At 71.6% G+C, this 24,998-nt stretch carries 22 protein-coding genes, 1 pseudogene and 1 riboswitch; of the genes and pseudogenes, 14 read left to right on the forward strand and 9 right to left on the reverse strand.

Annotated elements, in window-relative coordinates; translation table 11 throughout:
* Positions 1–99 precede the first annotated feature (99 nt).
* The 3 genes and pseudogenes from A5481_RS12795 to A5481_RS12805 form a co-directional block, all read right to left on the reverse strand.
* Positions 100–555: pseudogene (locus tag A5481_RS12795) on the reverse strand (NUDIX hydrolase); the annotation flags it as partial.
* Positions 556–849: 294 nt separating this feature from the next.
* Positions 850–1,311 (reverse strand): MarR family winged helix-turn-helix transcriptional regulator, encoded by a 462-nt coding sequence (locus tag A5481_RS12800; RefSeq protein ID WP_048434212.1) that lies wholly within the window; start codon positions 1,309–1,311, stop codon positions 850–852.
* Positions 1,312–1,490: 179 nt separating this feature from the next.
* Positions 1,491–1,853 (reverse strand): hypothetical protein, encoded by a 363-nt coding sequence (locus A5481_RS12805; protein WP_048437726.1) that lies wholly within the window; start codon positions 1,851–1,853, stop codon positions 1,491–1,493.
* 333 nt (positions 1,854–2,186) lie between these two features.
* Between A5481_RS12805 and A5481_RS12810 the strand changes: the two genes are divergently transcribed.
* A complete protein-coding gene (locus A5481_RS12810) occupies positions 2,187–3,077 on the forward strand; it encodes a C40 family peptidase (protein WP_156655624.1) in 891 nt (296 codons plus the stop codon).
* A 243-nt stretch (positions 3,078–3,320) separates the two neighbouring features.
* Entirely contained in the window at positions 3,321–3,959 is a 639-nt protein-coding gene (locus tag A5481_RS12815) for a helix-hairpin-helix domain-containing protein (RefSeq protein WP_064503979.1), read from the forward strand.
* A 39-nt stretch (positions 3,960–3,998) separates the two neighbouring features.
* On the opposite strand, the gene A5481_RS12820 is transcribed toward A5481_RS12815, so the two are convergent.
* From A5481_RS12820 to A5481_RS12830, 3 genes are all read right to left on the reverse strand, one after another.
* Positions 3,999–5,276 (reverse strand): D-amino acid dehydrogenase, encoded by a 1,278-nt coding sequence (locus tag A5481_RS12820; protein ID WP_048431962.1) that lies wholly within the window; start codon positions 5,274–5,276, stop codon positions 3,999–4,001.
* A gap of 131 nt (positions 5,277–5,407) precedes the next feature.
* A riboswitch (glycine riboswitch) is annotated at positions 5,408–5,512 on the reverse strand.
* A 108-nt stretch (positions 5,513–5,620) separates the two neighbouring features.
* Positions 5,621–6,583: a CobW family GTP-binding protein gene (locus A5481_RS12825; RefSeq protein WP_048431963.1), complete on the reverse strand. Its 963-nt coding sequence runs from the start codon at positions 6,581–6,583 to the stop codon at positions 5,621–5,623.
* A 76-nt stretch (positions 6,584–6,659) separates the two neighbouring features.
* Positions 6,660–7,463 carry a creatininase family protein gene (locus tag A5481_RS12830; protein WP_048431966.1) on the reverse strand — a complete coding sequence of 268 codons (804 nt, stop codon included), beginning with the start codon at positions 7,461–7,463 and terminating at the stop codon, positions 6,660–6,662.
* Between the two features lie 208 nt (positions 7,464–7,671).
* Between A5481_RS12830 and A5481_RS12835 the strand changes: the two genes are divergently transcribed.
* The 5 genes from A5481_RS12835 (at position 7,672) to A5481_RS32405 (ending at position 12,829) form a co-directional block, all read left to right on the forward strand.
* Positions 7,672–8,265 carry a MarR family winged helix-turn-helix transcriptional regulator gene (locus tag A5481_RS12835; RefSeq protein WP_048431964.1) on the forward strand — a complete coding sequence of 198 codons (594 nt, stop codon included), beginning with the start codon at positions 7,672–7,674 and terminating at the stop codon, positions 8,263–8,265.
* A gap of 252 nt (positions 8,266–8,517) precedes the next feature.
* A complete protein-coding gene (locus A5481_RS12840; protein WP_064503980.1) occupies positions 8,518–11,208 on the forward strand; it encodes an ATP-binding protein in 2,691 nt (896 codons plus the stop codon).
* A gap of 91 nt (positions 11,209–11,299) precedes the next feature.
* Complete coding sequence (locus A5481_RS12845) at positions 11,300–11,986, forward strand: SDR family oxidoreductase (RefSeq protein WP_048436862.1); 687 nt, start codon at positions 11,300–11,302, stop codon at positions 11,984–11,986.
* Between the two features lie 95 nt (positions 11,987–12,081).
* A complete protein-coding gene (locus A5481_RS32400) occupies positions 12,082–12,396 on the forward strand; it encodes a type II toxin-antitoxin system MqsR family toxin (protein WP_082173536.1) in 315 nt (104 codons plus the stop codon).
* Entirely contained in the window at positions 12,389–12,829 is a 441-nt protein-coding gene (locus A5481_RS32405) for a type II toxin-antitoxin system MqsA family antitoxin (RefSeq protein ID WP_082173538.1), read from the forward strand. The genes A5481_RS32400 and A5481_RS32405 overlap by 8 nt, the downstream gene beginning before the upstream one ends.
* Positions 12,830–12,893: 64 nt before the next feature.
* Here A5481_RS32405 and A5481_RS12850 read toward each other — a convergent pair whose 3' ends face one another.
* Positions 12,894–13,517, reverse strand: coding sequence for a TetR/AcrR family transcriptional regulator (locus A5481_RS12850; protein ID WP_048436863.1), 624 nt, complete (start codon positions 13,515–13,517; stop codon positions 12,894–12,896).
* A 125-nt stretch (positions 13,518–13,642) separates the two neighbouring features.
* Here A5481_RS12850 and A5481_RS12855 point away from each other — a divergent pair, with 125 nt between their 5' ends.
* The 7 genes from A5481_RS12855 (at position 13,643) to cyoD (ending at position 22,598) form a co-directional block, all read left to right on the forward strand.
* Positions 13,643–14,377 (forward strand): PspA/IM30 family protein, encoded by a 735-nt coding sequence (locus A5481_RS12855; protein WP_048436864.1) that lies wholly within the window; start codon positions 13,643–13,645, stop codon positions 14,375–14,377.
* A 40-nt stretch (positions 14,378–14,417) separates the two neighbouring features.
* Positions 14,418–14,690 (forward strand): YiaA/YiaB family inner membrane protein, encoded by a 273-nt coding sequence (locus tag A5481_RS12860; RefSeq protein WP_048436865.1) that lies wholly within the window; start codon positions 14,418–14,420, stop codon positions 14,688–14,690.
* Positions 14,691–14,843: 153 nt separating this feature from the next.
* Positions 14,844–18,263: an acyl-[ACP]--phospholipid O-acyltransferase gene (locus tag A5481_RS12865; RefSeq protein ID WP_048436866.1), complete on the forward strand. Its 3,420-nt coding sequence runs from the start codon at positions 14,844–14,846 to the stop codon at positions 18,261–18,263.
* Positions 18,264–18,539: 276 nt separating this feature from the next.
* A complete protein-coding gene (gene cyoA, locus A5481_RS12870) occupies positions 18,540–19,442 on the forward strand; it encodes a ubiquinol oxidase subunit II (protein ID WP_245239161.1) in 903 nt (300 codons plus the stop codon).
* Positions 19,443–19,444: 2 nt separating this feature from the next.
* On the forward strand, positions 19,445–21,448 hold the full coding sequence (gene cyoB / locus A5481_RS12875) for a cytochrome o ubiquinol oxidase subunit I (protein ID WP_048436867.1): 2,004 nt from the start codon (positions 19,445–19,447) through the stop codon (positions 21,446–21,448).
* Positions 21,445–22,155, forward strand: coding sequence for a cytochrome (ubi)quinol oxidase subunit III (locus tag A5481_RS12880; RefSeq protein ID WP_082173544.1), 711 nt, complete (start codon positions 21,445–21,447; stop codon positions 22,153–22,155). Before cyoB ends, A5481_RS12880 begins: the two co-directional genes overlap by 4 nt.
* Entirely contained in the window at positions 22,152–22,598 is a 447-nt protein-coding gene (cyoD, locus tag A5481_RS12885; protein WP_064503981.1) for a cytochrome o ubiquinol oxidase subunit IV, read from the forward strand. Before A5481_RS12880 ends, cyoD begins: the two co-directional genes overlap by 4 nt.
* Before the next feature lie 76 nt (positions 22,599–22,674).
* Here the strand turns inward: cyoD and A5481_RS12890 are convergent, their stop codons facing one another.
* Both A5481_RS12890 and murA read right to left on the reverse strand, forming a co-directional pair.
* The gene (locus A5481_RS12890) at positions 22,675–23,511 is read right to left on the reverse strand and encodes a class I SAM-dependent methyltransferase (RefSeq protein ID WP_048436868.1); all 837 of its coding nucleotides are present in this window, start codon (positions 23,509–23,511) and stop codon (positions 22,675–22,677) included.
* 193 nt (positions 23,512–23,704) lie between these two features.
* Positions 23,705–24,994 carry a UDP-N-acetylglucosamine 1-carboxyvinyltransferase gene (gene murA, locus A5481_RS12895; RefSeq protein WP_048436869.1) on the reverse strand — a complete coding sequence of 430 codons (1,290 nt, stop codon included), beginning with the start codon at positions 24,992–24,994 and terminating at the stop codon, positions 23,705–23,707.
* Between the last annotated feature and the right edge of the window lie 4 nt (positions 24,995–24,998).

A 24,998-nucleotide genomic window follows, 5' to 3' on the forward strand; every position in this document is an offset into this window, starting at 1 on the left:
CTTGCCCGTGGAGGCGTCCTTGCCCGTGGGCGGGCCCTTGGGCGGGATCTTGACCGTGGCCTTGGCCTTGGCCTTGCGGGCCTTGGCGCCCTCGGCCCCGGCGGCCCGGATCAGGGCGGCGAGGCCGGCCTCGGTCACGGCCTCGGCGGCTTCCGGGACGCTGAACCAGTGGCCTTCGCGCTCGTGCTGCTCGGGCCAGGTCTTGAGCTGCTTGCGGACGTCGAGGCGGAAGACCTGGACCTGGCACAGGACCGTGTCGCGGCTCTTCAGGCGCTTGTGGTAGAAGTAGCTGCCGAGCGCGCGCCGGCCGACCCGGCCGATCAGGCCCGCCTCCTCGTAGGCCTCGCGAGCGGCGGCCTCGTAGTTCTTCAGGCCCTTCATCGGCCAGCCCTTGGGCACCACCCAGCGCCGGGTCTCGCGGGAGGTGATGAGCATGACCTGCAGGGCGCCGTCCGGTCCGAGCCGGACCGGCAGCACCGCGACCTGGCGGCGCGGCTCGCCCGCGCGCTCCGACCAGCCGGTGAGGAGGCCCGCGAGGGACCGCAGGCTCTTCATGACCCCGCCCGGCCCGCCACGATGGCCCGACGCGGCAAGGCTCGACCCGATATGGCCCGACCCGACATGGCCCGGCCTCCCGGGAGGCCGGCTCGAACGCTGGGACGGGTCTCGGATGTCACGGCGGCGCGCACTCGCTGGGTCCGGGCTCGGGCGGGAGGCGCCCGCCTCCCGTCGTGCGAATCCGCGATCCGTCCGCCTCGCGGCGGACGACGCACCTCGCCCGTCCCTTTAAGCGGGATGGGCCGCGGCGCTCAAGCAGGATTTGTTAACCGGCAAACGATCTCGGCCGGTTCAGGCCTCGCTGCCCAGGGTGGCGATGAGCGCATCGAGGCGGTTGCGCAGGTCGGCGATCTCGCCCTCCGACATCTGCAGGGTGTGCACGACCGACCGGCGCACCTCGACCGCCTCGGCCTGGAGGGCCCGTCCCTCGTCGGTGAGGCTGATCTCGACCTCGCGCTCGTCGGCCTGGCGCCGGGTGCGGCGCACGAAGCCAGCCGCTTCGAGGCGCTTGAGCACAGGGGTCAGCGTCCCGGAATCGAGGCGCAGGCGACGGCCGATATCGGACACCGTCAGCCCGTCATGCTCCCACAGCACGATCAGCACGAGGTATTGCGGATAGGTGAGGCCCAGCCGCTCGAGCAGCGGCCGATAGCACTTCGTCATGCGGTGGGAGGCCGCGTAGAGCGCGTAGCAGAGCTGATTGTCGAGCCGCAACGCATCCACGCCTGTCGCGACAGGCTCGAGAGAGTTCATGTGCACACCATACCGACGGCAACCGGACGCCGCCCTCGCCGCAGGATCCCCATCCGGCCAGTCTAGCACGGGCCGGTACGCCGCCGAAATCGCACGGAGGCGTTCGATGGTGAACAATACTCTCTCGAATGCGGCCGGGAGCGCAACACCATATGATGGGTGAACGGATCGTGTGCGCTTCAGCGACGCCCGTCCAGGGGCGGGCGGATGCGGCGCTCGACGAGGGGGCGGCCGGCCCGGCGCTCGACGATGACCGTGCGCGGGGCGCGCAGGCCGCTGCCGGCGCTGATGATCCGCTCGGGCGCCCTCTCCCTCGGCTTGGCGGCCAGGACCTGGGCGGCCTGCAGGACGTGCGGGCGCACCTCCTCGGGCGGCAGGCCGATCAGGCCGGCGGCGATCTCGACCTGCTGCTCGACGTCGTCGGCCAGGTCCTGCGCCGCGGCCACCGCCTCGGAGACGGTAGGGGGCTCCTTGCGCACCCGGATCGGCGGCAGGTTGCGGGGCTTGTCGGTCGGCTTCTTCACGGTGCGGCTCATCATCATGGGCTGACCATAGCGCAGGCACGGCGATTGTTGCAGTGCAACACGCGCATGTCCAACCCGGCGGCGCTGGAATGGTTGCGCCGTGTTTCCGGGTAGGATGCGGCGCCGCCAGCGGAATTCGGTCCACGGCCGCCGCTGCCCGCGATCTATGGCATAAGGTCGCAGGCGCCGCTGGACGCCGACCGGGTCGGGGCCGGCCGATCCTCTCAGGCCGGCTTGCCGGGACGTCGCCGGCCTGAGAGGATCGGCCGGCCCGCCCGTCCCCGCCGGCCACCGCCCGGCGGTCCGCAGCCCTCCGACGGCCCCCTCGTCGCGCGTGACCGATCTGTTCCGATGACCGACCTGCCCCGCCTCGACCCGCGCCTCACCCCGGCCCGGCCGGACCTCGCCGACGAGCGCCTGCGCGGGCGGGTCGAGGCGGCGCGCTTCGTCGCCGGACGGACGCAGCGGATCGTCGCCCCCGTCGCCCCCTTGCGCCGCGCGCCCGACCCGCAGGCCGCCCTCGACAGCGAGGCGCTGTTCGGCGAGGCGGCGACGGTCTACGAGCTGCGCGACGGCTGGGCCTTCGCGCAGCTCGCCGCGGACGGCTATGTCGGCTACCTCCCGGCCGAGGCCCTCGGCCCGGTCGATCCGGCCCCGACCCACAAGGTCGCGGCCCTGCGCACCTTCCTCTACCCCGCCGCCGACCTGAAGCGCCCGGCCCTCGCCGCCCTCGACCTCGGCGCCCTGGTGGCGGTGGCGGCGCAGGAGGGACAGTACGCCCGCCTCGCCGACGGCCGCTTCGTCTGGGCCGGCCACCTCGCGCCCCGCGACGCGGTCGAGCCGGACATCGCCGCGACGGCCCTGCGCTTCCTCGGCACGCCCTACCTGTGGGGCGGGCGCAGCAGCCTCGGGCTCGACTGCTCCGGGCTGGTCCAGGCCGCGCTCGCCGCCGCCGGCATCCCGGCCCCGCGCGACAGCGACCAGCAGGAGGCGGCGCTGGGCGAGCCGGTCGCCTTCGGGCCGGATCTCGCGGGCCTGCGGCGCGGCGACCTGGTGTATTGGCGCGGCCATACCGGGATGATGCTCGACGCCACGCGGCTGATCCACGCCAACGGCCACCACATGGCGGTGGCGGTCGAGCCCCTGGCCGAAGCGGAAGGCCGCATCCGGGCCGGCGCGACCGGTCCGGGCACCGGGGACGGGGCGATCCGGTCGATCCGGCGCCTGCCCGCCCTCGCCTGAGCGGCCGACGACCGTCGAGACCCGGCGCGCGGGCGATGTTTCGCGGTGGTTCTCGCCCCGCGACGCTGGGGAACCGGACCCGGCCGGACGGATAACCGGCGCGTGAAACCGTGGACATCTCGCAGAAGACCGGCCGCGGGCCTGCGCTCCTGCCTCGCCCCGGCCATAACCTGCTGTAGACTGGCGCCGAATGCCGCCCTCGGCGGGCGCCCCGTCTCGCACCCTCAAGGACACCTGCCCGCGATGCTGACCGGTTCGGCCATCACCCGCGCCCTCGTCATCGTCGTGCTGGCGGCCGGCCTCGCCGGGCTGTGGCAGTTCCTGATGCCGCGCACCGGCACGCACCTGTCGGAGCCGCCCAAGGTGGAGTCGTCCAGGAGGGCGGAGCCCGGCAGGCAGACCGAGCCGGGAAGAAGCGGGGCGTCCCTGGCGCCGCCCGCGCCGACGAGCGAGAGCGGGGATCCGGTGCGCTCGGTCTATCCCGGCCCGCGCGCGGCCGATCCTCCGGCCCCGCGCCAGCCGCCGGTGGCGGAGGTGACGCCGGCCCCGAACTCTGCTCCGATTCCTTCCCCGATTCCTGCCCCGAGCGCGGCTCCGGCGCCCGTGCCGGCGCCCTCCCCTCCCCCGGTCTTCACCCCGGCCGCCCCCTCCGCGCCGCTGCCGGCCGACCCCGCCGAAGCCGCCGCCGAGGCGCCGCCCTCGACCGGGACGGTCGACCTCAACACCGCCAGCGTGGCCGAGCTGAACGGGCTGGGCGGCGGCATGATCGGCAAGGCGATCGTCGCCCGGCGTCCCTACGCCTCGCCGGGCGAACTGCTGTCGAAGCGGGTGCTGAGCCGGGCGACCTACGACAAGATCAAGGGCCAGGTCACGGTGCGGTGAACGGGCCTCCCGGCGCCTCGCGCCGGGGGCCGGTCCGGATCACGCCGCCAGCGGCGCCGGGATCTCGGTCTCGCGCTCGGTCACGAGGTCGGCGGCGATGCGGCCGGAGCCGGCCGCCATGGTCCAGCCCAGCGTGCCGTGGCCGGTATTGAGCACGAGGCCGCGGATGCGGGTGCGGCCGAGATAGGGCACGTTCGAGGGCGTGGTCGGGCGCAGCCCGCTCCAGGCGGTGGCGGCGGCGAAGTTGCCGGCATTCGGGAAGGTGCGCCGGGCGTTCTCCAGGATCGCCGCGACCCGCTCGGCGTCGAGGTGGCGGGTATAGCCCGACAACTCGGCGGTACCGGCGACCCGCAGGTGGGTGCCGAGGTTGGAATAGACCAGCTTGTACTCGTCGTCGGTCAGGCTGACCTGCGGCGCGCCGTTATGGCCCTCGATCGGGATCGAGACCGAGTAGCCCTTGGCCGGGTAGATCGCCAGGTTGACGCCGTAGCGGCGCAGGAACGGCGCCGACCACGCGCCGAGCGACACCACGACGTTCGGCGCGGTGAGCCGCTGGTGCCCGCCCGCCACCATCACCTCGACGCCGGCGACCCGGTCGCCCGAGGGGGAGAGCAGCAGCCGCGTCGCCTCCGAGCCGTACAGGAAGGTCGCCCCCATCGCGGCGGTGCGGGCGGCGAGCGCCTGGGTGAAGGCGCGGGCGTCGCCGCTCTCGTCCTCCGCCGTGTAGGTGGCGCCGACCACGTCGTCGATGGCGTCGGCGAAGGCCGGCTCGAGCGCCAGCACCTCGTCGCGGGAGACCACCCGGCGCTCGCAGCCGTGCCGGCGCATCAGCTCGGCGACCGGCTTGGCGGCCTCGAACTCCTTGATGTCGCGGTAGAAATGCAGGATCCCGAGGGTCTTCTCGGCATAGGCCAGGTTCTCGGCGGCGCGGATCTCCTGCAGCTTGGCGCGGCTGTAGGCGCCGAGCCGCACGATCTCGACGGTGTTGCGGCGCGCCCGCTCGGGGGTGCAGTTGCGCAGGAAGCCGGCGATCCACGACCATTGGTGCCGGTCGAGGCGGGGGGTGAAGAGCAGCGGCGCACGCGCATCGAACAGCCACTTCATCACCTTGAGCGGCGCGCCCGGATTGGCCCACGGCTCGGCGTGGCTGACCGAGATCTGGCCGCCATTGGCGTAGCTGGTCTCGAGCCCCGCGCCGCCCTGGCGGTCGACCACGCAGACCGACAGGCCGGCCTTGGCCGCCCAGTAGGCGGTGGCGGTGCCGACGACGCCGGCGCCGAGCACGATGAGATCGTAGGAGGTCTGTTGTCCCGACATGCGTTCCATCCTTCCCGCCGGTTCGGCGGGCGACAGGGTTTGGAACTCTGTTCGGGTGGCCTGAGAGATTCGCCGGCACGAAGGCCGGCTTGCTCCATCGGCGGGCGTCGTGGCGCCCTCTCCAGAGTGTCCTCTCGATCGCGGTCCTTTGACCTGAGAGCTTCGGCGCGCAGCACGGCTGGCGCACCTTTCCCCTTCGGTGCCGGCGCGAAGCCGGTCTCTCCCGCGACCATCAACGGACGGCCAAGCCTGTACCATGGCCGTCCGCGGCGCAAAAGCGCAAACCGTCGCGAAAGCGACAGGATCGGTCGCTTCCGCTCAAGCGCGGGACCGCTCGCGGCCCGTCAGGCCCGGCAGGCCTCGAACCCCTTGCGGATCGCCTCCGGGTCGAGGTGGCGGCCGATGAAGACGACGCGGGACTCGCGCGGGTCGCCGGGCTTCCACTCGTCCTGCAGGTCGCCGTCGAGGATCATGTGGACGCCCTGGAAGACGAAGCGGCGCGGCTCGTCGGGGAAGCTGACGATGCCCTTGCAGCGCAGGATGTCCGGCCCCTGGACCTGGGTCAGGTCGGAGATCCACGGCATGAACTTGTTGGGATCGACCGCCCCGGGAAGCCTCGCCGAGACCGACTGGATCTCGTCGGAATGGTGGTGGTGGTGTCCCTCCTCGAGGAACTCGGGCTCGACCTCGATGATGCGGGCGAGGTCGAAGGCCTTGCGGTCGAGCACCGTCGCGAGCGGCACCGCGCAATGCTCGGTGCGGTGGATCTCGGCCGACGGGTTGATGGCGCGGATCTGGCGCTCGACCGCGTCGAGGCCGGCCTCGTCGACGAGGTCGGCCTTGTTGAGCAGGATCACGTCCGCGAAGGCGACCTGGTTCTTGGCCTCGGGGGCGTCCTTCAGGCGCTCGGACAGCCACTTGGCGTCGGCCACCGTCACCACCGCGTCGAGGCGGGCGGCCTCGCCGACATCCTGGTCGACGAAGAAGGTCTGGGCGACCGGCGCCGGGTCGGCGAGGCCGGTGGTCTCGACGATGATCGCGTCGAACTTGCCCTTGCGCTTCATCAGCCCGTCCATGATGCGGATCAGGTCGCCGCGCACGGTGCAGCAGATGCAGCCGTTGTTCATCTCGAACACTTCCTCGTCGGCGCCGACGACGAGGTCGTTGTCGATGCCGATCTCGCCGAACTCGTTGACGATCACGGCGTAGCGCTTGCCGTGCGGCTCGGTGAGGATGCGGTTGAGGAGCGTGGTCTTGCCGGCGCCGAGATAGCCGGTGAGCACCGTGACGGGGATCTTGTCGGACATGCGGGGGCGTCTTCTTGCAGCGAAACCGGTCGCGGGGGCGCCGCCGGGGCGGCGCGGCGAAGAGTGATATAGTGTGTCACTCGCCCGGGCGGGAGGCCGGTTCCGGCAAGGGGAAGCGGGCGACGTCGTGCAGCAGCTCGACGAAGGCCGCCGCGCCGTGGTCGAGGAGGGCGCGGCCGGCCTCGGCGGTGCCCAGCCGCGCGTCGCCGATCGCGCCCGCCGGGTTGAGGTCCTGGGCGTGCCAGGCGAAGGCGGCGGGCCGGCCGGCGCGCAGATGGGTGTAGGTGCGGGCGATCGCGCGCGTCGCCGGCACGAAGTCGCGGATCGCCGCATCCCGCACCAGGTCGGGCCGCAGCGCCAGCATCAGGGCGGTTTCGATCCCGCCGCCATGGATGCCGTGGCGCACCTCGTCGTCGGGAAACAGGCCCGGCGGGGTGCCGAAGCGGCTCCAGGCGGTGGTGACCGCCACCATCCCGTGCCGGCCCCGCAGCCCCAGGGCGACGAGGTCGATCAGCGCGCTGTTGCCGCCGTGCGACGACACGATGACGAGCCGCGAGCAGCCCGCCCGCGCCACCCCGTCGCCGATCCCGCCCCAGGCCGCGAGCGCGGTCTCGGGGGAGAGTGTCAGGGTGCCGGGAAAATCCGCGTGCTCGGGCGACAGGCCGACCGCCTGCACCGGCAGGATCCGCACGTCGAGCCCGGCGGGGACGCGCGCCACGACCCGGGCGAGGTAGCCCTCGGCGATGACGACGTCGGTGGAGAGCGGCAGGTGCGGCCCGTGCTGCTCCACGGCCGCGACCGGCAGCACCGCCACGGCGGCGCGCAGGGCGCCGCCGCGGCATTCCTCGGTGGTCAGGTCGCCCCAGGGCCGGGCCGGCATCCGCGTCGCTCCGCACTCGTTGCGCCGCGCCAGCATAGGCCGCCGGCGAGGGGACCGGAACCGGCAAGCCTCATCCAGAGGTCCGTCATCCAGGCGTCACAGGCCCGCTGCCATGTGCGCTCGGGGCGCCACCGGGCGCCCGGTCCGCCGCCCTTGCACTCACAGGGCCTGCGCGGCAGATTTGTCTCGAGGACGGGGGCGTGACGCCATGGCAGCGGTCGAGCAGGCAGTGGCCGCGGACACGCCGCGTCGCGCGGCCAAGCGTCTCCGCCCCCCCGGCGCCAAGAGCGTCGGCTGGGCCCTGATGCAGGCGGCCCGGCTCCATCGCGGCCGCATCGGCGACCGTCTGGCCGAGCTCGACCTGTTCGCCGGCCAGGAGCAGGTGGTGCAGGCGCTGGCGGAGGCCGGCACCATGACCATGGGCGACCTCGCCGCCACCCTGCGGGTGCGCCCGCCCACCGCCTCGAAGACCATCACCCGGCTCGCCGCCATGGGGGTGGTCGAGCGCCGGACCGAGGCCGGGGACGGCCGCATCGTCCGGGTGCGCCTGACCGAGACCGGCCTCGCCAAGGCGAAGGCGATCGCCGGCATCTGGGACGAGGTCGAGGCCGAGATGCTGGACGGCTTCGACAACAAGGAGCGCCGGCGCCTGCGTAAGCTCCTGCGCCGCGCCGCCCGCAACCTCGCCGAGGCCGCCGGCCTCGAGGCGCACGAATCCGATTCCGAGGCCGAGGACGACCTCGACGGGATCAATCTGGACGGCGGGCTCGATGCCGGGGATTCGAGCCGGGACATGGATTGAGCGGGGCCGGATCGCCGGGGACATGGATGAGCCATGATCCCGGATGAACCCGCATCGACCATGCCGAATGGACTAGTTCGACTGATCATTGACCTGTAGTCACATGCCGGGCGCCATATAACCGTTATCGCCTTACCAAGACCGAGAATTTTCATTCTTGTACCGGACAGTCGACCGACCTGCGGCGGGCGCGAGGTCGTCGGGCCGGTGGAACAGTTGTCGGATCACCATCAGAGCAGCGCAGGCGCGGGGATGGCCCCCGGCTTCCGCGCGCGTCCGCTCCGGATGCATGTCACGGCGCTGGCCCTCGCCCTGCTGGTTCCGGCGCTCCTGATCATCGGGCTGATCGCCCAGCGCTGGGTCCAGGCCGAGCAGGCGCGGATGGAGGAGCGGACCGCGACGCTCAACGCCCACGCGGTCGAGCAGATCGACCGCTTCCTGAGCGGCCAGGTCGCGATGCTGCAGGCGCTCGCCACCTCGCCGGCCCTGGAGGCGGGCGACTTCGCCCGTTTCGACCGCCAGGCGCGGGAGCTCCTGAACCTGCAGGGCACCAACATCGTCCTGCGCGACCTCGACGGCCGGCAGCGCGTCAACACCCGGCTGCCCTGGGGGGCGCCGCTGCCCGGGGCGGTCCTCCCCCACGACCGGGCGGTGCGCGAGACCGGCCTGCCTGCGATCTCCGACTTCCTCACCGGCACCACGACCGGCAAGCCCCTCGTCGTCGTCACGGTGCCGGTGCTGCGCGAGGGCGCGCCGGCCTACCTTCTCAATGCCAGCCTGCCGGCGGCCTTGTTCGGCGAGATCCTGCGGCAGGCCGGCGTCACCGCGCCCTATTCCGGCTCGGTCACCGATCGGGCCGGGACCATCATCGGCCGCTCGGTCGACACCGAGTCCGCGGCCGGCCGGCCGCTGCCGGGCTTCGACGCGGTCACCGGGACGACCGGCCGGTGGTCGGGCCGCAACCTGAGCGGCATCCCGGTCTTCGGCACCCATCACCGGTCGGGCCTCTCGGGCTGGACGGTGACGATCGGCATCGAGCAGGCCGCCCTGCGGGCGCCCTTCGTCACCTCCGTCCTGGTGCTGGCGCCGGTGATCCTCGGCCTCGGGCTGATCGCGCTCGTCGCCTCGCTCCTCGTCGGCCGGCGGATCCTGCTCGCCAAGGCGCTGCTGTCGCAGGCCGCGGACGACCTCAGCCGGGGCATCCTGCTGGCGAGCCCGGTCACGCCGATCCGCGAGGTGAACGAGGTCGGGGCGGTGCTGGCGCAGACCTCCGCCACCCTGCACCGGCAGGCGGACGCCCTGCGCGAGAGCAACGCCGACCTCGAGGCGCGCATCGCCGCGCGCACGGGCGAGCTCGTCGAGAAGAAGGCGCTCCTCGACGCCACCCTCGCCAACATGGACCAGGGGGTACTGCTGATCGACGCCGCCGGCCTCGTCCGGCTCTGCAACGAGCGGGCGATCGACCTCCTCGGCCTGCCGCCCGGCTCCCGGCAGGGCGGGCGTACCCTCGCCGACCTCGTGGCCTGGCAGCGGGCGAGCGGCGAGTTCGGCGATGCGCGGCCGGAGCGCGAGACCTGGCTCAAGCTCCGGGGCGACCTCCTCGGCGCGCCCCCGGTCTACGAGCGCACGCGCCCGAACGGCACCGTGCTCGAGGTGCGCACCGTCCGCCTCGCGGAAGGGGGCGCGATCCGCACCTTCTCGGACGTGACCGAGCGCAAGCGGCGCGAGCTCGCGGTGCTGGAGGCCAACCGCGTCGCCGAGGCGGCGCGGTGCCAGGCGGAAGCCGCGCAAGCCCAGGCCGAGGCCGCGAGCGCGGCCAAGACCGAGTTCCTGGCGACCATGTCGCACGAGATCCGCACGCCGCTCAACGGCGTGATCGGCTACGCCGAGCTGCTGCTGCGCGACGCCACCCTGTCGCCGGCGCAGGGCCGCAGCGCCGGGCGGATCCAGGAGGCGGGCCAGGCCCTGCTGACGGTGGTCAACGACGTCCTCGACTTCTCGAAGATCGAGGCCGGGCAGATCGACCTCGACCCGCAGCCCTTCGCCCCGGCGGCGCTCGCCGACACCGCGGTGTCGATCGTCCGGACGGCGGCCGACGCCAAGCGCCTGGTCCTGTCGGTCGAGGCCGAGGCGACCCTGGCGCCCCGGCTCGTCGGCGACCCCGACCGGCTGCGCCAGGTGCTGCTCAACCTCCTCAACAACGCGATCAAGTTCACGCCGGCGGGCGGCGTGAGCCTGCGGCTGGCCAGCACGCCGCTCGCCGGCGGGCGCCACGTCCTGCAGGTCGCGGTCAGCGATACCGGGATCGGCATCCCGGCCGAGCGGCTCGGGCGCCTGTTCCAGCGCTTCTCCCAGGTCGACGGCTCGATCCAGCGCCGCTTCGGCGGCACCGGCCTCGGCCTGGCGATCAGCCGCCGCCTGATCGAGACCATGGGCGGGGAGATCGGGGTCGAGAGCCGGCCCGGCCGCGGCTCGACCTTCTGGTTCACCGTGCCCCTGGCGGACGGCCCCGACGAGGCGACGGCGCGGCCGCGCCCCGAGGCGCCTCCGCTCGAGCGGCCGGCCCGGATCCTCCTCGTCGAGGACAGCCCGATCAACCAGGACATCGCCCGCGCCATCCTGGAGCGGCGCGGCCACCGGGTGACGGTGGTGGGCGACGGCGCCGAGGCGATCTCGGCCGTGCAGACGAACGCCCACGACCTCGTGCTGATGGACGTGCAGATGCCCGGCATGGACGGCCTGACGGCGACGCGCCACATCCGCGAGCTCGGCGCCCCGGCCGGCCGCCTGCCGATCGTCGCGCTCACCGCCAACGTGCTGCCGCAGCAGGTCGCACAGTTCCGCGCTGCCGGGATGGACGACCACGTCGGCAAGCCGTTCCGGCCCGACGAGCTGCTGGCGACGGTGGAGCGCTGGAGCGCGGCCCGCGCCGCCGCGGCCTGACGCCTCTTACCTACGCCGCTTGCCGGTACGCCGCTTGCCGCCGCGGTGCGGGCGCTATTTCCCGGCAGGAATCGACCGAAAGGAGACCGCCATGGCCCAGCAGGACCGTCACGCCCTGATCGTCGGGGCCTCGCGCGGCTTGGGGTTGGGGCTGGTCCGGGCCTTCCTCGCCCGCGGCTGGGCCGTCACCGCCACCGTCCGGGGCGAGGCGCCGGCGCTCGCCGCCCTGAGCCCGGTCGCGCCCGAGATCCTGCGCGTCGACATCGACGACGACGCGGCCGTGGCGCGCCTCCGCGACACCCTCGCCGGGCGCAGCTTCGACGCGGTGTTCGTCGTCGCAGGGATCGCCGACGGCGCCCACGTGCCGCTGCCGCAGGGCGACCGGGCGAGCGCGCTCAAGGTCTACGAGACCAACGCGGTGAGCCCGGTCCGCTTCGCCGAGACCTTCGCCGGGACGGTCGCCCCCGGCGGCCTGATGGTGCTGATGAGCTCGATCCTCGGCAGCGTCTCGCTCAACGAGGGCGGCACCTGGGAGAGCTACCGGGCGAGCAAGGCCGCCCTCAATACGCTCGCCCGCTCCTTCGCCGCCCGCCACCGCGACGCGCCCTTCGGCACGGTGCTGATGCATCCGGGCTGGGTGCGCACCGACATGGGCGGGCCCGAGGCCGACATCGACGTGGCGACCAGCGCCGAGGGGATGGTCGAGGTGGTGGAAGGACGGCTCGGGCAGCGGGGCTGCGCGTACCTGGATTACCGGGGGGAGACGGTGGCGTGGTAGGGCTCTCCGCAGCGCTTGCCGGCAATTTCGAAAGGCGTGAGCCGACATTGCCTCGGCACCCCTGGTCGATGCACCATTATGGTGTATGATTATCCATGACAGAGAAGCGGAAGCCGACTTACGACCTGGATAGTTTTCGAGCCTGGGCAAGTGGCGCCCAATTTCGCGTAGCGGGATCGGCTATCCGGACCGCGGCAGAATTCGGCTTCGGCGCGACTGACATGATTGACACCATTCAGACCATGCAGAGACGACATTTCAGCAAATCGGTGACATCGCATCGCAATCCGCGCGAGTGGCAAGACGTGTACCACGTTCCATGCAATCTCGGCACACTCTATATTAAGTTCAGATCCGACACCGTCACCGAGTTTCTACTGCTGTCGTTCAAGGAGAAGAGCGATGGTTGAGGTACCTGTCTGTCCTGTCACGGGCGAACCGATGGTGCGGGATACACGTCCTTTCGTTATCTCTTATAAGGGCCGCAAGCAGGACGTCGCCCTTCCGGGCTGGTACTGCGATGCCAGTGGGGAAAGCATCCATTCGCGCGAAGACCTCAAGGTGTCGGATCGCGCGTTGGTAGCTCTCAAGGCTGAGGTCGAGGGTCTTGCGACGCCGAGCGAAGTCGCTCGCGTTCGCAAGAAGCTCGGACTTTCGCAAGTAAAAGCCAGCGAGGTTCTGGGTGGAGGACCACGTTCATTCCAGAAATACGAGAGTGGGGAGGTCATGCCGAGCCGCTCCATGACGAATCTCCTACGGATCATGGAACGTCATCCCGAGGAGATCCACCGGATCGAGCGCGAGATACCAGCAGGCATCAAGCCTTTGTCATCCGGAGATTAGCAACATAACGCGATCGATTGCCTGCTCGCGGCCGAGCGGGCCGTCGTCGTAGGCATGACGTCACTTATCCTTCGGCCAACCCCCGCCCCAGCGCCCCCACGACGATCTCGATCTGCCCGCGCAGCACCGGCTCGCTCAGCACCATCAGCTTCTCGTCGAGGCCGAGGCTGACGAGGCCGTGGGTGGCGGAGAACAGCGAGCGGGCGAGCAGCGCCCGCTCGCGCCCGCCGAGATCCGGGCGCAGCACCCGCAGCGGGACCTCGATGTACTGGAACAGGCGCACCTGCTCGACGAGGTACCAATCGGGCAGCGCGTGGGTGACCCGGTGCTGGAACAGGGCGCGCCAGCGCGCCGGATTCCCGGCCGCGAAGTGCAGGTAGGCCACCGCCAGCCGCACCAGGGTCTCCACCGCCGCGTCCCGCTCGGCCGGCGTCGCCGCGCCCTCCGGCTCCGGCGCGAGGGGCACCGCCGTGATCGCCCGCTCGAACAGGGCGAGCGTGCGCAGGTTCACCGTCAGGATCAGGGCGTCGAGGTCGGGAAACGCGGTGTAGATCGCGCCGAGCGCGCAGCCGACATCCCGGGCGAGGTCGCGGGCCTTCAGGGCCGACAGGCCGTCGGCCGCGATGGTGGCCTCGGCCGCGTCGATGAGGGCCGTCCGGAGCCGCTCGCGTCTGTCGTCGGTGCGCATGCCGTGTCCGCCTTCGTGGTGCGTTTCCGCACTTTCGTGAACGACGTTCAAATTTGCTCTTGAACAACGTTCAGAGCTGTGGAAACCTGCGTTCGTGAACAACGTTCACGAACCCGGAGCCCGCCATGCTCACCCTCCTGTCCACCCTCGTCCGGGGCACCGCCGCCCGCGCCGTCGAGGACCTGCACGACCAGCACGCCTTCCTGATCCTGGAGCAGCAGCTGCGCGATGCGGCCGCGGCCCTCGACGACAGCCGCCGCACCCTGGCGCGGGCGATCGCCCAGGAGGCCGCCGACGCGCGGGCGCAGGGCGCGCTCGCCGGCCGGCTCGTCGAGCTGGAGACCCGCGCCGTCGCGGCGCTGGCCGGCGGGCGCGAGGACCTGGCGGCGGAGGCCGCCGAGGCGATCGCCGAGATGGAGGAGGACGCGCGCGCCCTCGAGGCGACCCGCGCGGCCTGCAGCGCGGAGGTCGCGGCGCTGCGCCGGGCGGTGCGCCAGGGCAGCCGCCAGATCGCCGAGCTGGAGCGCGGCCAGCGCATGGCCCGCGCGGCGGAGGCGGTGCGCCGCCTGCGGGCCCGGCGCGGGCAGGGCGCCGGCAGCCCGGCGGCGCTGGCCGAGGCGCAGGCCACCCTGCGGCGCCTGCGCGAGGCGCAAGCCGCGGAGGCCGCCTCCGACGAGGCCCTGGCGATCATCGAGGCGGCGGCACCCGATTCGCTCTGCGAGCGCCTGGAGGAGGCCGGCTTCGGCCCGCGCACCCGGCCGAGCGCCGGCAGCGTGATGGAGCGCCTGCGCGCCCAGGCCCAGGCCCAGGAAACCGCGACCCGGGCGACCGAGGCCGAGGCTCGCGCGGCCGCCGCCTGAGCGCACCGTTCCCGTTCCATCGTTTCGAGGATTCACCGCCATGACCCCGCAGACCCCGCAGCACACCTCCGCCTGGGTGGCGTTCACCTACGCCTCCTTCATCGGCGCCGCCACCATGGTGGCGGGCGGCATCCTGTTCCTGCCCCTCGACCTCTGGACCAAGGCCTACCTCGCCATGGGCGTGACGATGCTGGTCCAGTCCTGCATCACCCTGGTGAAGACCGTGCGCGACGTCCACGAGGGCAAGCGCCTCGTCAACCGCATCGAGGATGCCCGGGCCGAGCGCCTGCTGATGGAGATGGGCAAGGAGTAACCGGCCCTGCCGGGGCGGTATCCCGACATCGGATCGCCGCAGATCGCGGCGAGAGATCGCGACAAGAAAACCGATTAGGATTTACCGGCTAAGCCCTCCGCGGCGGCGCCCGGCCCGCCCGCACGACCCGTCACCGAGCGAGGAACGCCCTCCATGTCCGGACAGCTGATGGCCAGCCGGCGCTTCGCGCCCCTGTTCTGGTGCCAGTTCTTCTCCGCCTTCAACGACAACTTCCTCAAGAACGCCCTGGTGTTCCTGATCATGTTCGGGGCGGGCGGGGTCGGCGGCGGCGCGGATGGCGGCTCGGCGGCCCTGGTGACGCTGGCCGGCGCGGCGTTCATCGCGCCGTTCTTCTTCCTCTCGGGCCTCGGCGGCGAGCTCGCCGACCGCTACGACAAGGCCTTCATCGCCAAGCGCCTCAAGGCGGCGGAGATCCTGGCGGCGGGCGTCGCGGTGCTGGGCTTCTGGCTCGCCTCGGTGCCGATCCTGTTCCTGGCCCTGATCCTGTTCGGGATCGTCGCGGCGCTGTTCGGGCCGATCAAGTACGGCATCCTGCCCGATCACCTCGAACGGGCCGAGCTGCCGGCCGGCAACGCGCTCATCGAGGCCGCGACGTTCCTCGCCATCCTCACCGGCACCATCGCGGGCGGGCTCGCCGTCACCCATGGCGGGGCGCATGCCTTCGGGCTCCTCGTCATGGGCTTCGCCGTCCTGTGCTGGCTGTCGAGCCTGCTGATCCCGAGGACCGGCGAGGCGGCGCCCTCCCTGCCGATCGACCGCAACGTGCTGCGCTCGACGGGCAGCCTGATGCGCGACCTCTACGGGGATACGCGGCTGTGGCGGACCGGGCTCATCACGAGCTGGTTCTGGCTCATCGGCGCGGTCGTCCTCGCCCTCCTGCCGGCGCTGGTGAAGGGCACCTTCGGCGGCGACGAGACCGTGGTGACGGCCTTGCTCGCGATGTTCTCGGTCGGCGTCGCGCTCGGCTCCGGCCTCGCCTCCTGGCTCTGCGCCGGGCGGATCGTGATGCTGCCGACGCCGGTCGCGGCGCTGATCATGGGCCTCGTCTCCCTGGACCTCGCCCACGTCGCCGCGACCGGCGTGCCGCCCCCCGCCGCGATCGGCGCCCTCGATTTCCTGACCTCCTGGCGCGGCGCCCGGATCGCCCTCGACTTCGTGCTGCTGGCCGCCGCCGCCGGCCTGTTCATCGTGCCGTCCTTCGCCGCGCTCCAGGCCTGGACGCCGAAGGAGCGCCGCGCCCGGGTCATCGCCGCCTCGAACGTGCTCGCCGCGGCGCTGATCGTGCTCGGCGCCGTCGGTCTCGCGCTTCTGCAGAAGGCGGGCCTGTCCTCGGCCGGCCAGTTCCTGATCGTCGGCATCGCCAACCTGCTCGCCGGGATCGCCATCCTCCTGGTCCTGCCGACCAGCGCCTTCCGCGATGCTCTGTCGATCGTGTTCCGGGCCTTCTACCGGCTCGAGGTGCGGGGCATCGAGAACCTCGAGAAGGCGGGGCCGAACGCCATCATCGCCCTCAACCACGTCAGCTTCCTGGATGCGGGCCTCGCCCTGTCGCTGACCGAGCGCGACCCGACCTTCGCCATCGACCACGCCATCGCGCAGAGATGGTGGGTGCGCCCCTTCCTGTGGCTGACCCGGGCGCTGCCCCTCGACCCGACGAAGCCGATGGCGACGCGAAAACTCATCAACGCCGTCAGGGCCGGCGAGACCCTGATCATCTTCCCCGAGGGGCGGCTCACCGTCACCGGCAGCCTGATGAAGGTCTATGACGGCGCCGGCCTCATCGCCGACAAGTCCGGCGCGCCCGTGGTGCCGGTGAAGATCGAGGGGCCGGAGCAGACGGTCTTCTCGCGCCTGTCGCGCGCCCAGGTGCGCCGGCGCTGGTGGCCGAAATTCACCGTGACGGTGCTGGAGCCGGTGCGGCTCGAGGTCGATCCCGGCTTGAAGGGCAAGGCCCGCCGCCAGGCCGCGGGCGCCGCGCTCTACGGCGTGATGTCGGACCTGATCTTCCGCACCGCCCCGATCGACCGCACGGTGTTCGAGGCGGTGGTCGACGCGGCCGAGCGCGAGGGCGCGGCCCGGATCGCGGTCGAGGACCCGGTCTCGGGCAAGCTCTCCTATCGCCGCCTGCTGATGGGCGCCCGGGTGCTGGGGGCCAAGCTCGGGCCGCTGGCGCCGCGGGGCCGGGCGCTCGGCGTGATGCTGCCGAACGCCAACGCCGCCGCCGTCACGGTCCTGGGTGTCATGTCGGCGGGCCGGGTCCCGGCGATGATCAACTTCACGGCCGGCGCGACGAACATCCTCAACGCCTGCAAGGCGGCGGAGATCGACACGATCGTCACCTCCCGGGCCTTCGTGCAGAAGGGTCGCCTCGACAGCCTGCTGGACACGCTCAGCCGGAGCCTGCAGATCGTCTACCTGGAGGACGTGCGCGCGCGCGTCAGCCGGCTCGACAAGCTGCGCGGCCTCCTCGGCTGGCGCCGGGCGCTCCACCCGCGCCGCCCGGACGAACCCGCGGCGATCCTGTTCACCTCCGGCAGCGAGGGCACGCCGAAGGGCGTGGTGCTCTCCCACCGCAACATGCTGGCGAACGCCGCCCAGGCCCAGGCGCGGATCGATTTCGGCCGCACCGACAAGGTGTTCAACGTCCTGCCGGTGTTCCACTCCTTCGGCCTCACGGTCGGGCTGGTGCTGCCGCTGGTCTCCGGCGTGCCGGTCTACCTCTACCCCTCGCCGCTGCACTACCGGGTGGTGCCGGAGCTGGTCTACGGCTCGAACGCGACCATCCTGTTCGGCACCGACACGTTCCTCGCCGGCTACGCCCGGGCCGCCCACGCCTACGATTTCCGCTCGCTGCGCTACATCCTGGCCGGGGCCGAGCCGGTGAAGCCGGCGACCCGCAAGGCCTACGCGGAGAAGTTCGGCCTGCGGATCCTCGAGGGCTACGGCGTCACCGAGACGGCGCCGGTGCTGGCGCTGAACACCCCGATGTTCAACCGCTTCGGCACGGTCGGGCGGATCATGCCCGGCATGGAGGCGCGGCTGGAGCCGGTCCCCGGCGTGACCGAGGGCGGGCGCCTGTTCGTGCGCGGGCCCAACGTGATGCTGGGCTACCTGCGGGCCGAGCATCCCGGCGTGCTGGAGGCCCCGGCGGAGGGCTGGCACGACACCGGCGACATCGTGACGATCGATCCCGACGGCTTCGTCACCATCCGCGGCCGGGCCAAGCGCTTCGCCAAGGTCGGGGGCGAGATGATCTCGCTCGCCGCGGTCGAGGCGGTCGCCGCCGAGCTCTATCCCGACGCGGCGAGCGCCGTCGCCGCGGTGCCGGATGCCCGCAAGGGCGAGCGCTTGGTCCTGGTGACGGAGAAGGCGGACGCGACGCGCGCCGCCTTCCAGGCCGAGGCCCGCGCCCGGGGCCTGAGCGAGCTCGCCGTGCCGGCCGAGATCGTGACGGTGGAGAAGCTGCCGCAGCTCGGCTCCGGCAAGGTCGACTTCGCCGCCGTGACCCGGCTCGCCGCGGAGCGGGTCCGGCCGGCGGAGGTGGCGGCCTGACGGCCTCGGCGCGACGGGGCTCGTCCGGCGACGGACGGGCTCCGCCTTCGCGGGTTCGAGGACGTCGCGCCCTCGGCGCACCGTGACGTTCCATCCGGACCTTCACCGCTCCGCGACCACCCAGACGCAAGATTAAATTTCTGTAATATCAATTACCAGTTGCACTCTCATCGATATAAATTCCGGGCTTTACGCAACTTCCTCGCGCTCTAGCTTCCGTGCCATCGCGGTCCCGGGCATCGCCCGTTCGGATTTCGCTACGGCAGAGGAGCGACCGTGTCAGACACAGGACGGCGTCTCGCCAGGATGGGCGCGGCGATCACGCTCGGCTGCGGCCTGTCCGGCTGCACCCTGCGGGTGCTCGATCCCACCGGCCCGGTCGGGATGCAGGAGCGGACGATCCTGCTCAACGCGACCATCGTCATGCTCGTCATCATCGTGCCGACCATGCTGGCGACGCTCGCCGTCGCCTGGTGGTACCGGCCGGGCAACCCCCGGGCCGTGCGTCGCCCGCACTGGAGCTTCTCGGGCCGGATCGAGATCGTCACCTGGTCGATCCCGCTCCTGGCGATCCTGTTCCTCGGCGGCATCGCATGGATCGGCAGCCACGACCTCGATCCGGGCAAACCCTTGCCCAGTAAGGAGAAGCCGCTCGAGGTCGAGGTCGTCTCGCTCGATTGGAAGTGGCTGTTCCTCTATCCCGAGGCGCGGGTCGCGAGCCTCAACCGGCTGGTGATCCCGGTCGGCCGGCCGGTCCAACTCCGCCTCACCTCGGCGAGCGTGTGGAACGGGTTCTTCGTGCCCGGGCTCGGCTCGATGATCTACACGATGAGCGGGATGGCGACCCGGCTCAACCTCGAGGCGGATCGCGAGGGGACCTTCCGCGGGCTGTCGACGCATCTGAGCGGCGACGGCTTCTCGGACATGACCTTCGAGACCCGCGCGGTGCCGGGGAACGCCTTCGCCGCCTGGCTCGGCGGCGCGCAAGGGTCGACCGACACCCTCGACGACGACGCCTACCGGGCCCTGTCGCGGCAGAGCAGCAACGATCCGCCGAAGACCTACCGGCTCGCCGACGACCGCCTGTTCGACCGGATCGTCGCGCAGGCGCTCCCGCCGGGACCCGGGCCGGTGGCCGGCCGGCCCGATCCGTCCGTCTCCCCCCGCCAAGGACACTGACCGTGCTCGGCAAGCTCTCCCTCGCGGCGATCCCGCTCGACCAGCCGATCCCGCTGTTTGCCGGCGCCTTCGTCGGCCTCGTGCTCCTCGGCGTCGTCGCCTGGATCGTGCTCGCCGGGCACCTGCCCTATCTCTGGCGCGAGTGGATCACGAGCGTCGACCACAAGCGCATCGGCGTCATGTACGTGATCTTCGCCCTGGTGATGCTGCTGCGCGGCTTCACCGACGCGATGATGATGCGCTCGCAGCAGGCGCTCGCCTTCGACGCGCCCGGCTACCTGCCGCCCGAGCACTACAACCAGATCTTCTCGGCCCACGGCACGATCATGATCTTCTTCGTGGCGATGCCGTTCATGATCGGGCTGATGAACTTCGTGCTGCCGCTGCAGCTCGGGGTGCGCGACGTCGCCTTCCCGACGCTGAACTCGGTGTCGTTCTGGCTCACCTGCACCGGCGCGCTGCTCGTCAACCTGTCCCTCGTCGTCGGCGAGTTCCAGCGCACCGGCTGGCTGCCGTATCCGCCGCTCTCGGAGATCACCTACTCGCCCGGGGTCGGCGTCGATTACTGGCTCTGGGCCCTGTCGATCGCCGGTATCGGCACCTTGATGACCGGCATCAACTTCGTCACCACCATCCTGAAGATGCGCGCACCCGGCATGAGCTACCTGCGCATGCCGATGTTCTGTTGGACCGCGCTCGCCACCAACCTCCTGATCGTCGCGGCCTTCCCGATCCTCACGGCGGTCTCCGCGATGCTGATCCTCGACCGCTACCTCGGCTTCCACTTCTTCACCGACACGGCCGGCGGCAACTCGATGCTGTTCATGTCGCTGATCTGGGCCTGGGGCCACCCGGAGGTCTACATCCTGATCCTGCCGGCCTTCGGGATTTTTTCCGAGGTGGTCTCGACCTTCTCGGGCAAGCCGCTGTTCGGCTACCGCTCGATGGTGCTGGCCACCATGGCGATCTGCATGCTCGCCTTCATGGTCTGGCTGCACCACTTCTTCACCATGGGCGCGGGGGCCGACGTCAACGGCGTCTTCGGCATCATGTCGATGATCATCGCGGTGCCGACCGGCGTGAAGGTCTTCAACTGGCTGTTCACGATGTATGGCGGCCGCGTGCGCATCAGCGCCGCGATGCTGTGGTCGATCGGCTTCATGCTCACCTTCGTGGTCGGCGGCATGACCGGCGTGATGCTCGCGATCCCGCCGGTCGACTTCGTCCTCCACAACTCGACCTTCCTGATCGCGCATTTCCACAACGTGATCATCGGCGGCGTGCTGTTCGGGGCGTTCGCCGGCTACACCTACTGGTTCCCGAAGGCCTTCGGCTTCCGGCTGCACGAGGGCTGGGGCAAGGCCGCGTTCTGGTGCTGGCAGATCGGCTTCTGGCTCGCCTTCGGGCCGCTCTACGTCACCGGCCTCGACGGGATGACGCGCCGCCTTCAGCATTACGACGTGCCGGAATGGCGGCCCTGGCTCCTCGTCGCGCTCCTCGGGGCGGTGACGATCCTCGCCGGCATCGCCTGCCAGATCGTGCAGCTCGTGGTCTCGATCCGGCGCCGCGAGACCTTGCGCGACGCGACCGGCGACCCCTGGGACGGGCGCTCCCTCGAATGGTCCACCGCCTCGCCGCCGCCCGCCTTCAACTTCGCGGTGCTGCCGGACGTCCACGGCGAGGAGCCGTACTGGACGGTCAAGGAGCGGGCCCGGGCGCAGCACGCGCTGCCCGACCGGCCGCGCTACGAGGCGATCGCGGTGCCGCGCAACAGCCCGACCGGCTTCGTCTGCGCCTTCTTCGCCACCCTGATCGGCTTTTCGATGATCTGGCACATCTGGTGGCTGGCGATCGCCGGTGCCTTGGGCGCCTACGCCACCTTCGTGGTCTTCGCCTGGCGCGACCGCACGGAGGAGGAGATCCCGGCCGACGAGGTCGCCCGGATCGACGCCTTGAACCGCCGCGCGCGGAGCCAGGCCCTCGACGCGATGGAGATGGTCCGTTGAGCGCCTCGACCGCCCCCCTCCCCGCCCACGCCTCCGGACTCCCGGCCCCCGGGACGCAGGCGCCGCGTCCCCCCGATCCCTACCGCCTCGGCCGCAAGCCGGGCGGGGAGGATCCCGCCACCGGCCACGGCAGCGGCGGGCCCTCGCCGACCGCGATCGTCGTGAGCTACGGCTTCTGGATCTTCATCCTCGCGGACGTCATCACCTTCGCGACGCTGTTCGCCGCCTTCGCGGTCCTGCGGGACGCGACCGCGGGCGGCCCCTCCGGGGCAGCCCTCCTCGATCGCACCACCCTCGCCCTCGAGACGGCCTGCCTGCTCGCGTCGAGCTTCACCTGCGGCCTCGCCACGGTGGCGATGCGGGTCCGCAACCGGATGTGGTTCCAGGTCGCGATGCTGGCGACCGTCATCCTCGGCGCCGCCTTCCTCGCCCTGGAGATCCGGGAATTCGCCGGGCTCGTCGCGCAAGGCGCCGGGCCGACCCGCTCCGCCTTCCTGTCCGCCTTCTTCACCCTGGTCGGCTGCCACGGGCTTCACGTCACGGCGGGCCTCCTCTGGGCGCTGACCATGATGGCCCAGGTCGCCGCCAAGGGGTTCCGGGACGACGTGGTGCGCCGCACGTCCTGCTGGAGCCTGTTCTGGCACGCCCTCGACATCATCTGGGTGGGCGTCTTCACCGTGGCCTACTTGATGGGAGCGAGCGCATGAGCCGGGTGCCACAGGCCGCAATCGGACGGCCCGACGAGGCGACGCGCGCGGCGTCCGGCGATGCCGCGCCCGGGGACCACGGGCGATCGGGGGTCGCGGACCAGGTCCGGACCTACCTCGTCGGCCTCCTGCTCGCGGCCCTTTTGACCGCCGGCTCGTTCTGGCTCTCCGCCACGCACCTCGTCTACGGCCCGGCCGTGGACGTCGCGCTGGTCGTCTTCGCCGTCGCGCAGATCGGCGTCCACCTCGTGTTCTTCCTCCACCTGACGACCGCGCCGGACCACATCAACAACGCCCTGGCGCTCGCCTTCGGGATCCTGGTCGTCGTGCTCCTGATCGGCGGCACCCTGTGGATCATGGGGCACATGAACGCCAACATGATGCCGACGGGCGGGACGATGCCCACGGCCCCGATGACCCCGGGCTCCGGCATGCATCATTGAGCGCGATCGCCGGTCGGCGCCGCATCGTCCTCGGCGAACCGGAATCCGCTTCGTCGACGACGATGCGCGGTCCGGATCAACGCTTGCGATACACGAACACGTCCTGGTGCGCGTCGAGCTGCATCGGCCGGTACGAGACCGGCTCCAGCTCCGGCGCCGCCTCGGCCACCAGCCGCTCGACCGCGTCCTTGGTGAACCAGGTCAGGCCGTACTCGTCGGTGTAGTAGGGGTAGCGGGCGTAGTAGTACCCGTCCCGCGCCATGGCCGAGAGCACCGCCGGCTTGTCGAGCCAGTACTGCTCGTAGCGCTCCGCCGTCTCGGCCGAGCCCTGGCCGTGGATGGTGAACACCGCGACGCCGCCGGGCTTGAGGGCGCGAGCCACGTCGCGCAGGTTCGAGACCACGAAGTCGCGCGGCAGGTGGGTGTAGACCGAGAGCAGGTAGATCAGGTCGTAGGTGCCCGACGGCTTGGAGGCAGTGCGTTCCATCACCGGCACCTGCGTCGCGCCGAACTCGGACGCGGTGAAGCGGGCGCCCTCGTCGATCACGTCGCAGACCGCGATGCGGTCGCCCGGGAGCCGCCGCGACAGCTCGCGCACGATGCGGCCGTAGCCGCAGCCGATCTCCAGCGCCCGGCCGATCGACTCCCAGTCGCGCCCGGCCTCCTTGAGCGCCGCCTCCAGGATGTCGACGAACTGGCGCGCCCCGGTCGTGTAGCTCGCGACCCGGTCGGGGGCGGTCGAGGTCAGCATGAAGTCGTTGTAGTGGGCCCGGCCGATCCCGGCGACCGGCCGCGCCCCGAGGCGCGAACCCAGCGCGAAGCGGGCCTTGCGCCCGACGGCGTAGAGGGCCGGCGAACGCTTGATCACGTTCAGCATCCCGGGCGGGATCAGCTTGGTCGAGAGAGAGGGCACGGGTTCGCTCCGGTAGGGACCGCTCTCGCCCGCGTTCGACCGAGAGTGGCCGCACGATGCCGGGACCCGGCCGTCCGGACAACGATTGACGCGGCTCAAGCCTAACGGAGCCTTGAGCCCGACGGAGTCATCCGTCGGGACTCTTCGACCCTGGTCTCGTCAAGCGCTTCCGGCCGATCGTCTACGAGTCGACTTACACCCGCTCGCGCCGGATCTCGGCGCCGCAGCGTACGAGCTTGGCCTCCAGCGCCTCGAAGCCGCGGTCGAGGTGGTAGACCCGGTTGATCTGGGTCTCGCCCTCGGCGGCCAGCCCCGCGATCACGAGCGACACCGAGGCGCGCAGGTCGGTCGCCATCACGGGCGCGCCTTTCAGCCGCTCGACGCCCTCGACCACCGCGACGTCGCCCTCGAGGCGGATCTTCGCGCCGAGGCGGGCCAGCTCCTGCACGTGCATGAAGCGGTTCTCGAAGATCGTCTCGCGGATGCGCGACTGGCCCTTGGCCCGGGTCATCAGGGCCATGAACTGGGCCTGGAGGTCGGTCGGGAAGCCCGGGAACGGATCGGTGGTGATGTCGACCGCCGCGATGCCGTGGCCGTTGCGGCGCACCCGGATGCCGTCGTCGAGGGGCGTCACCTCGGTGCCGGTGGTGGCCAGGATGTCGAGCGCGCTGTGCAGGAGGTCGGCCCGGGTATGCTCCAGGGTCACGTCGCCGCCGGTCATCGCCACCGCCATGGCGTAGGTGCCGGTCTCGATCCGGTCGGGCAGCACGGCGTGCCGGGCGCCCGAGAGGCGCGACACGCCCTCGATCTCGATCCGCGGCGTGCCGGCTCCCTCGATCCGCGCGCCCATCCGCGACAGGCAGGCGGCGAGATCGACCACCTCCGGCTCGCGGGCGGCGTTCTCGATCACCGTGGTGCCGTGGGCCAGCACCGCCGCCATCAGGGCGACGTGGGTGCCGCCGACCGTGACCTTCGGGAACTTGATCTCGCCGCCGCGCAACCCGTTCTTCGTGCGCGCCACCGCGTAGCCGCCGTCGATCTCGATCGTGGCGCCGAGCGTCTCGAGCGCCATCAGCAGCAGATCGACCGGGCGGGTGCCGATGGCGCAGCCGCCCGGCAGCGACACCCGCGCCTCGCCGAAGCGGGCGAGCAGCGGCGCGATCACCCAGAAGCTCGCCCGCATGGTCGAGACGAGGTCGTAGGGCGCCGTGGTGTCGATGACGTTCGAGGCGGTGAGCCGGATGGTCTGGCCGGCCTCGGTCGTCTGGCCCGGGCGCTTGCCGACCACCATGTGGTCGACGCCGTGGTTACCGAGGATGCGCAGCAGCGAGGCGACGTCGGCGAGCCGCGGCACGTTCGACAGTTCGAGCGTCTCGCCGGTGAGCAGGCTGGCGATCATCAGCGGCAGGGCCGCGTTCTTGGCGCCCGAGATCGGGATGATGCCGTGAAGCGGCTTGCCGCCGACGATGTGGATGCGATCCATGGTG

This window comes from Methylobacterium platani (genome assembly GCF_001653715.1).
Taxonomy (GTDB): Bacteria; Pseudomonadota; Alphaproteobacteria; order Rhizobiales; family Beijerinckiaceae; genus Methylobacterium; species Methylobacterium platani.

Excerpts from the sequence above, each read along its gene's own strand:
- A5481_RS12860 (WP_048436865.1), top strand. The coding sequence starts at position 14,418 with ATGACCCCGCAGACCCCGCAGCACACCTCCGCCTGGGTGGCGTTCACC.
- cyoD (WP_064503981.1), top strand. The coding sequence starts at position 22,152 with ATGAGCCGGGTGCCACAGGCCGCAATCGGACGGCCCGACGAGGCGACG.
- A5481_RS12800 (WP_048434212.1), bottom strand. The coding sequence starts at position 1,311 with ATGAACTCTCTCGAGCCTGTCGCGACAGGCGTGGATGCGTTGCGGCTC.
- A5481_RS12805 (WP_048437726.1), bottom strand. The coding sequence starts at position 1,853 with ATGATGATGAGCCGCACCGTGAAGAAGCCGACCGACAAGCCCCGCAAC.
- A5481_RS12850 (WP_048436863.1), bottom strand. The coding sequence starts at position 13,517 with ATGCGCACCGACGACAGACGCGAGCGGCTCCGGACGGCCCTCATCGAC.
- murA (WP_048436869.1), bottom strand. The coding sequence starts at position 24,994 with ATGGATCGCATCCACATCGTCGGCGGCAAGCCGCTTCACGGCATCATC.
- A5481_RS12825 (WP_048431963.1), bottom strand. The coding sequence starts at position 6,583 with ATGTCCGACAAGATCCCCGTCACGGTGCTCACCGGCTATCTCGGCGCC.
- A5481_RS12810 (WP_156655624.1), top strand. The coding sequence starts at position 2,187 with ATGACCGACCTGCCCCGCCTCGACCCGCGCCTCACCCCGGCCCGGCCG.
- A5481_RS32405 (WP_082173538.1), top strand. The coding sequence starts at position 12,389 with ATGGTTGAGGTACCTGTCTGTCCTGTCACGGGCGAACCGATGGTGCGG.
- A5481_RS12845 (WP_048436862.1), top strand. The coding sequence starts at position 11,300 with ATGGCCCAGCAGGACCGTCACGCCCTGATCGTCGGGGCCTCGCGCGGC.
- A5481_RS12820 (WP_048431962.1), bottom strand. The coding sequence starts at position 5,276 with ATGTCGGGACAACAGACCTCCTACGATCTCATCGTGCTCGGCGCCGGC.
- A5481_RS12865 (WP_048436866.1), top strand. The coding sequence starts at position 14,844 with ATGTCCGGACAGCTGATGGCCAGCCGGCGCTTCGCGCCCCTGTTCTGG.
- A5481_RS12840 (WP_064503980.1), top strand. The coding sequence starts at position 8,518 with ATGGCCCCCGGCTTCCGCGCGCGTCCGCTCCGGATGCATGTCACGGCG.
- A5481_RS12815 (WP_064503979.1), top strand. The coding sequence starts at position 3,321 with ATGCTGACCGGTTCGGCCATCACCCGCGCCCTCGTCATCGTCGTGCTG.
- A5481_RS12830 (WP_048431966.1), bottom strand. The coding sequence starts at position 7,463 with ATGCCGGCCCGGCCCTGGGGCGACCTGACCACCGAGGAATGCCGCGGC.
- A5481_RS32400 (WP_082173536.1), top strand. The coding sequence starts at position 12,082 with ATGACAGAGAAGCGGAAGCCGACTTACGACCTGGATAGTTTTCGAGCC.
- A5481_RS12855 (WP_048436864.1), top strand. The coding sequence starts at position 13,643 with ATGCTCACCCTCCTGTCCACCCTCGTCCGGGGCACCGCCGCCCGCGCC.
- A5481_RS12835 (WP_048431964.1), top strand. The coding sequence starts at position 7,672 with ATGGCAGCGGTCGAGCAGGCAGTGGCCGCGGACACGCCGCGTCGCGCG.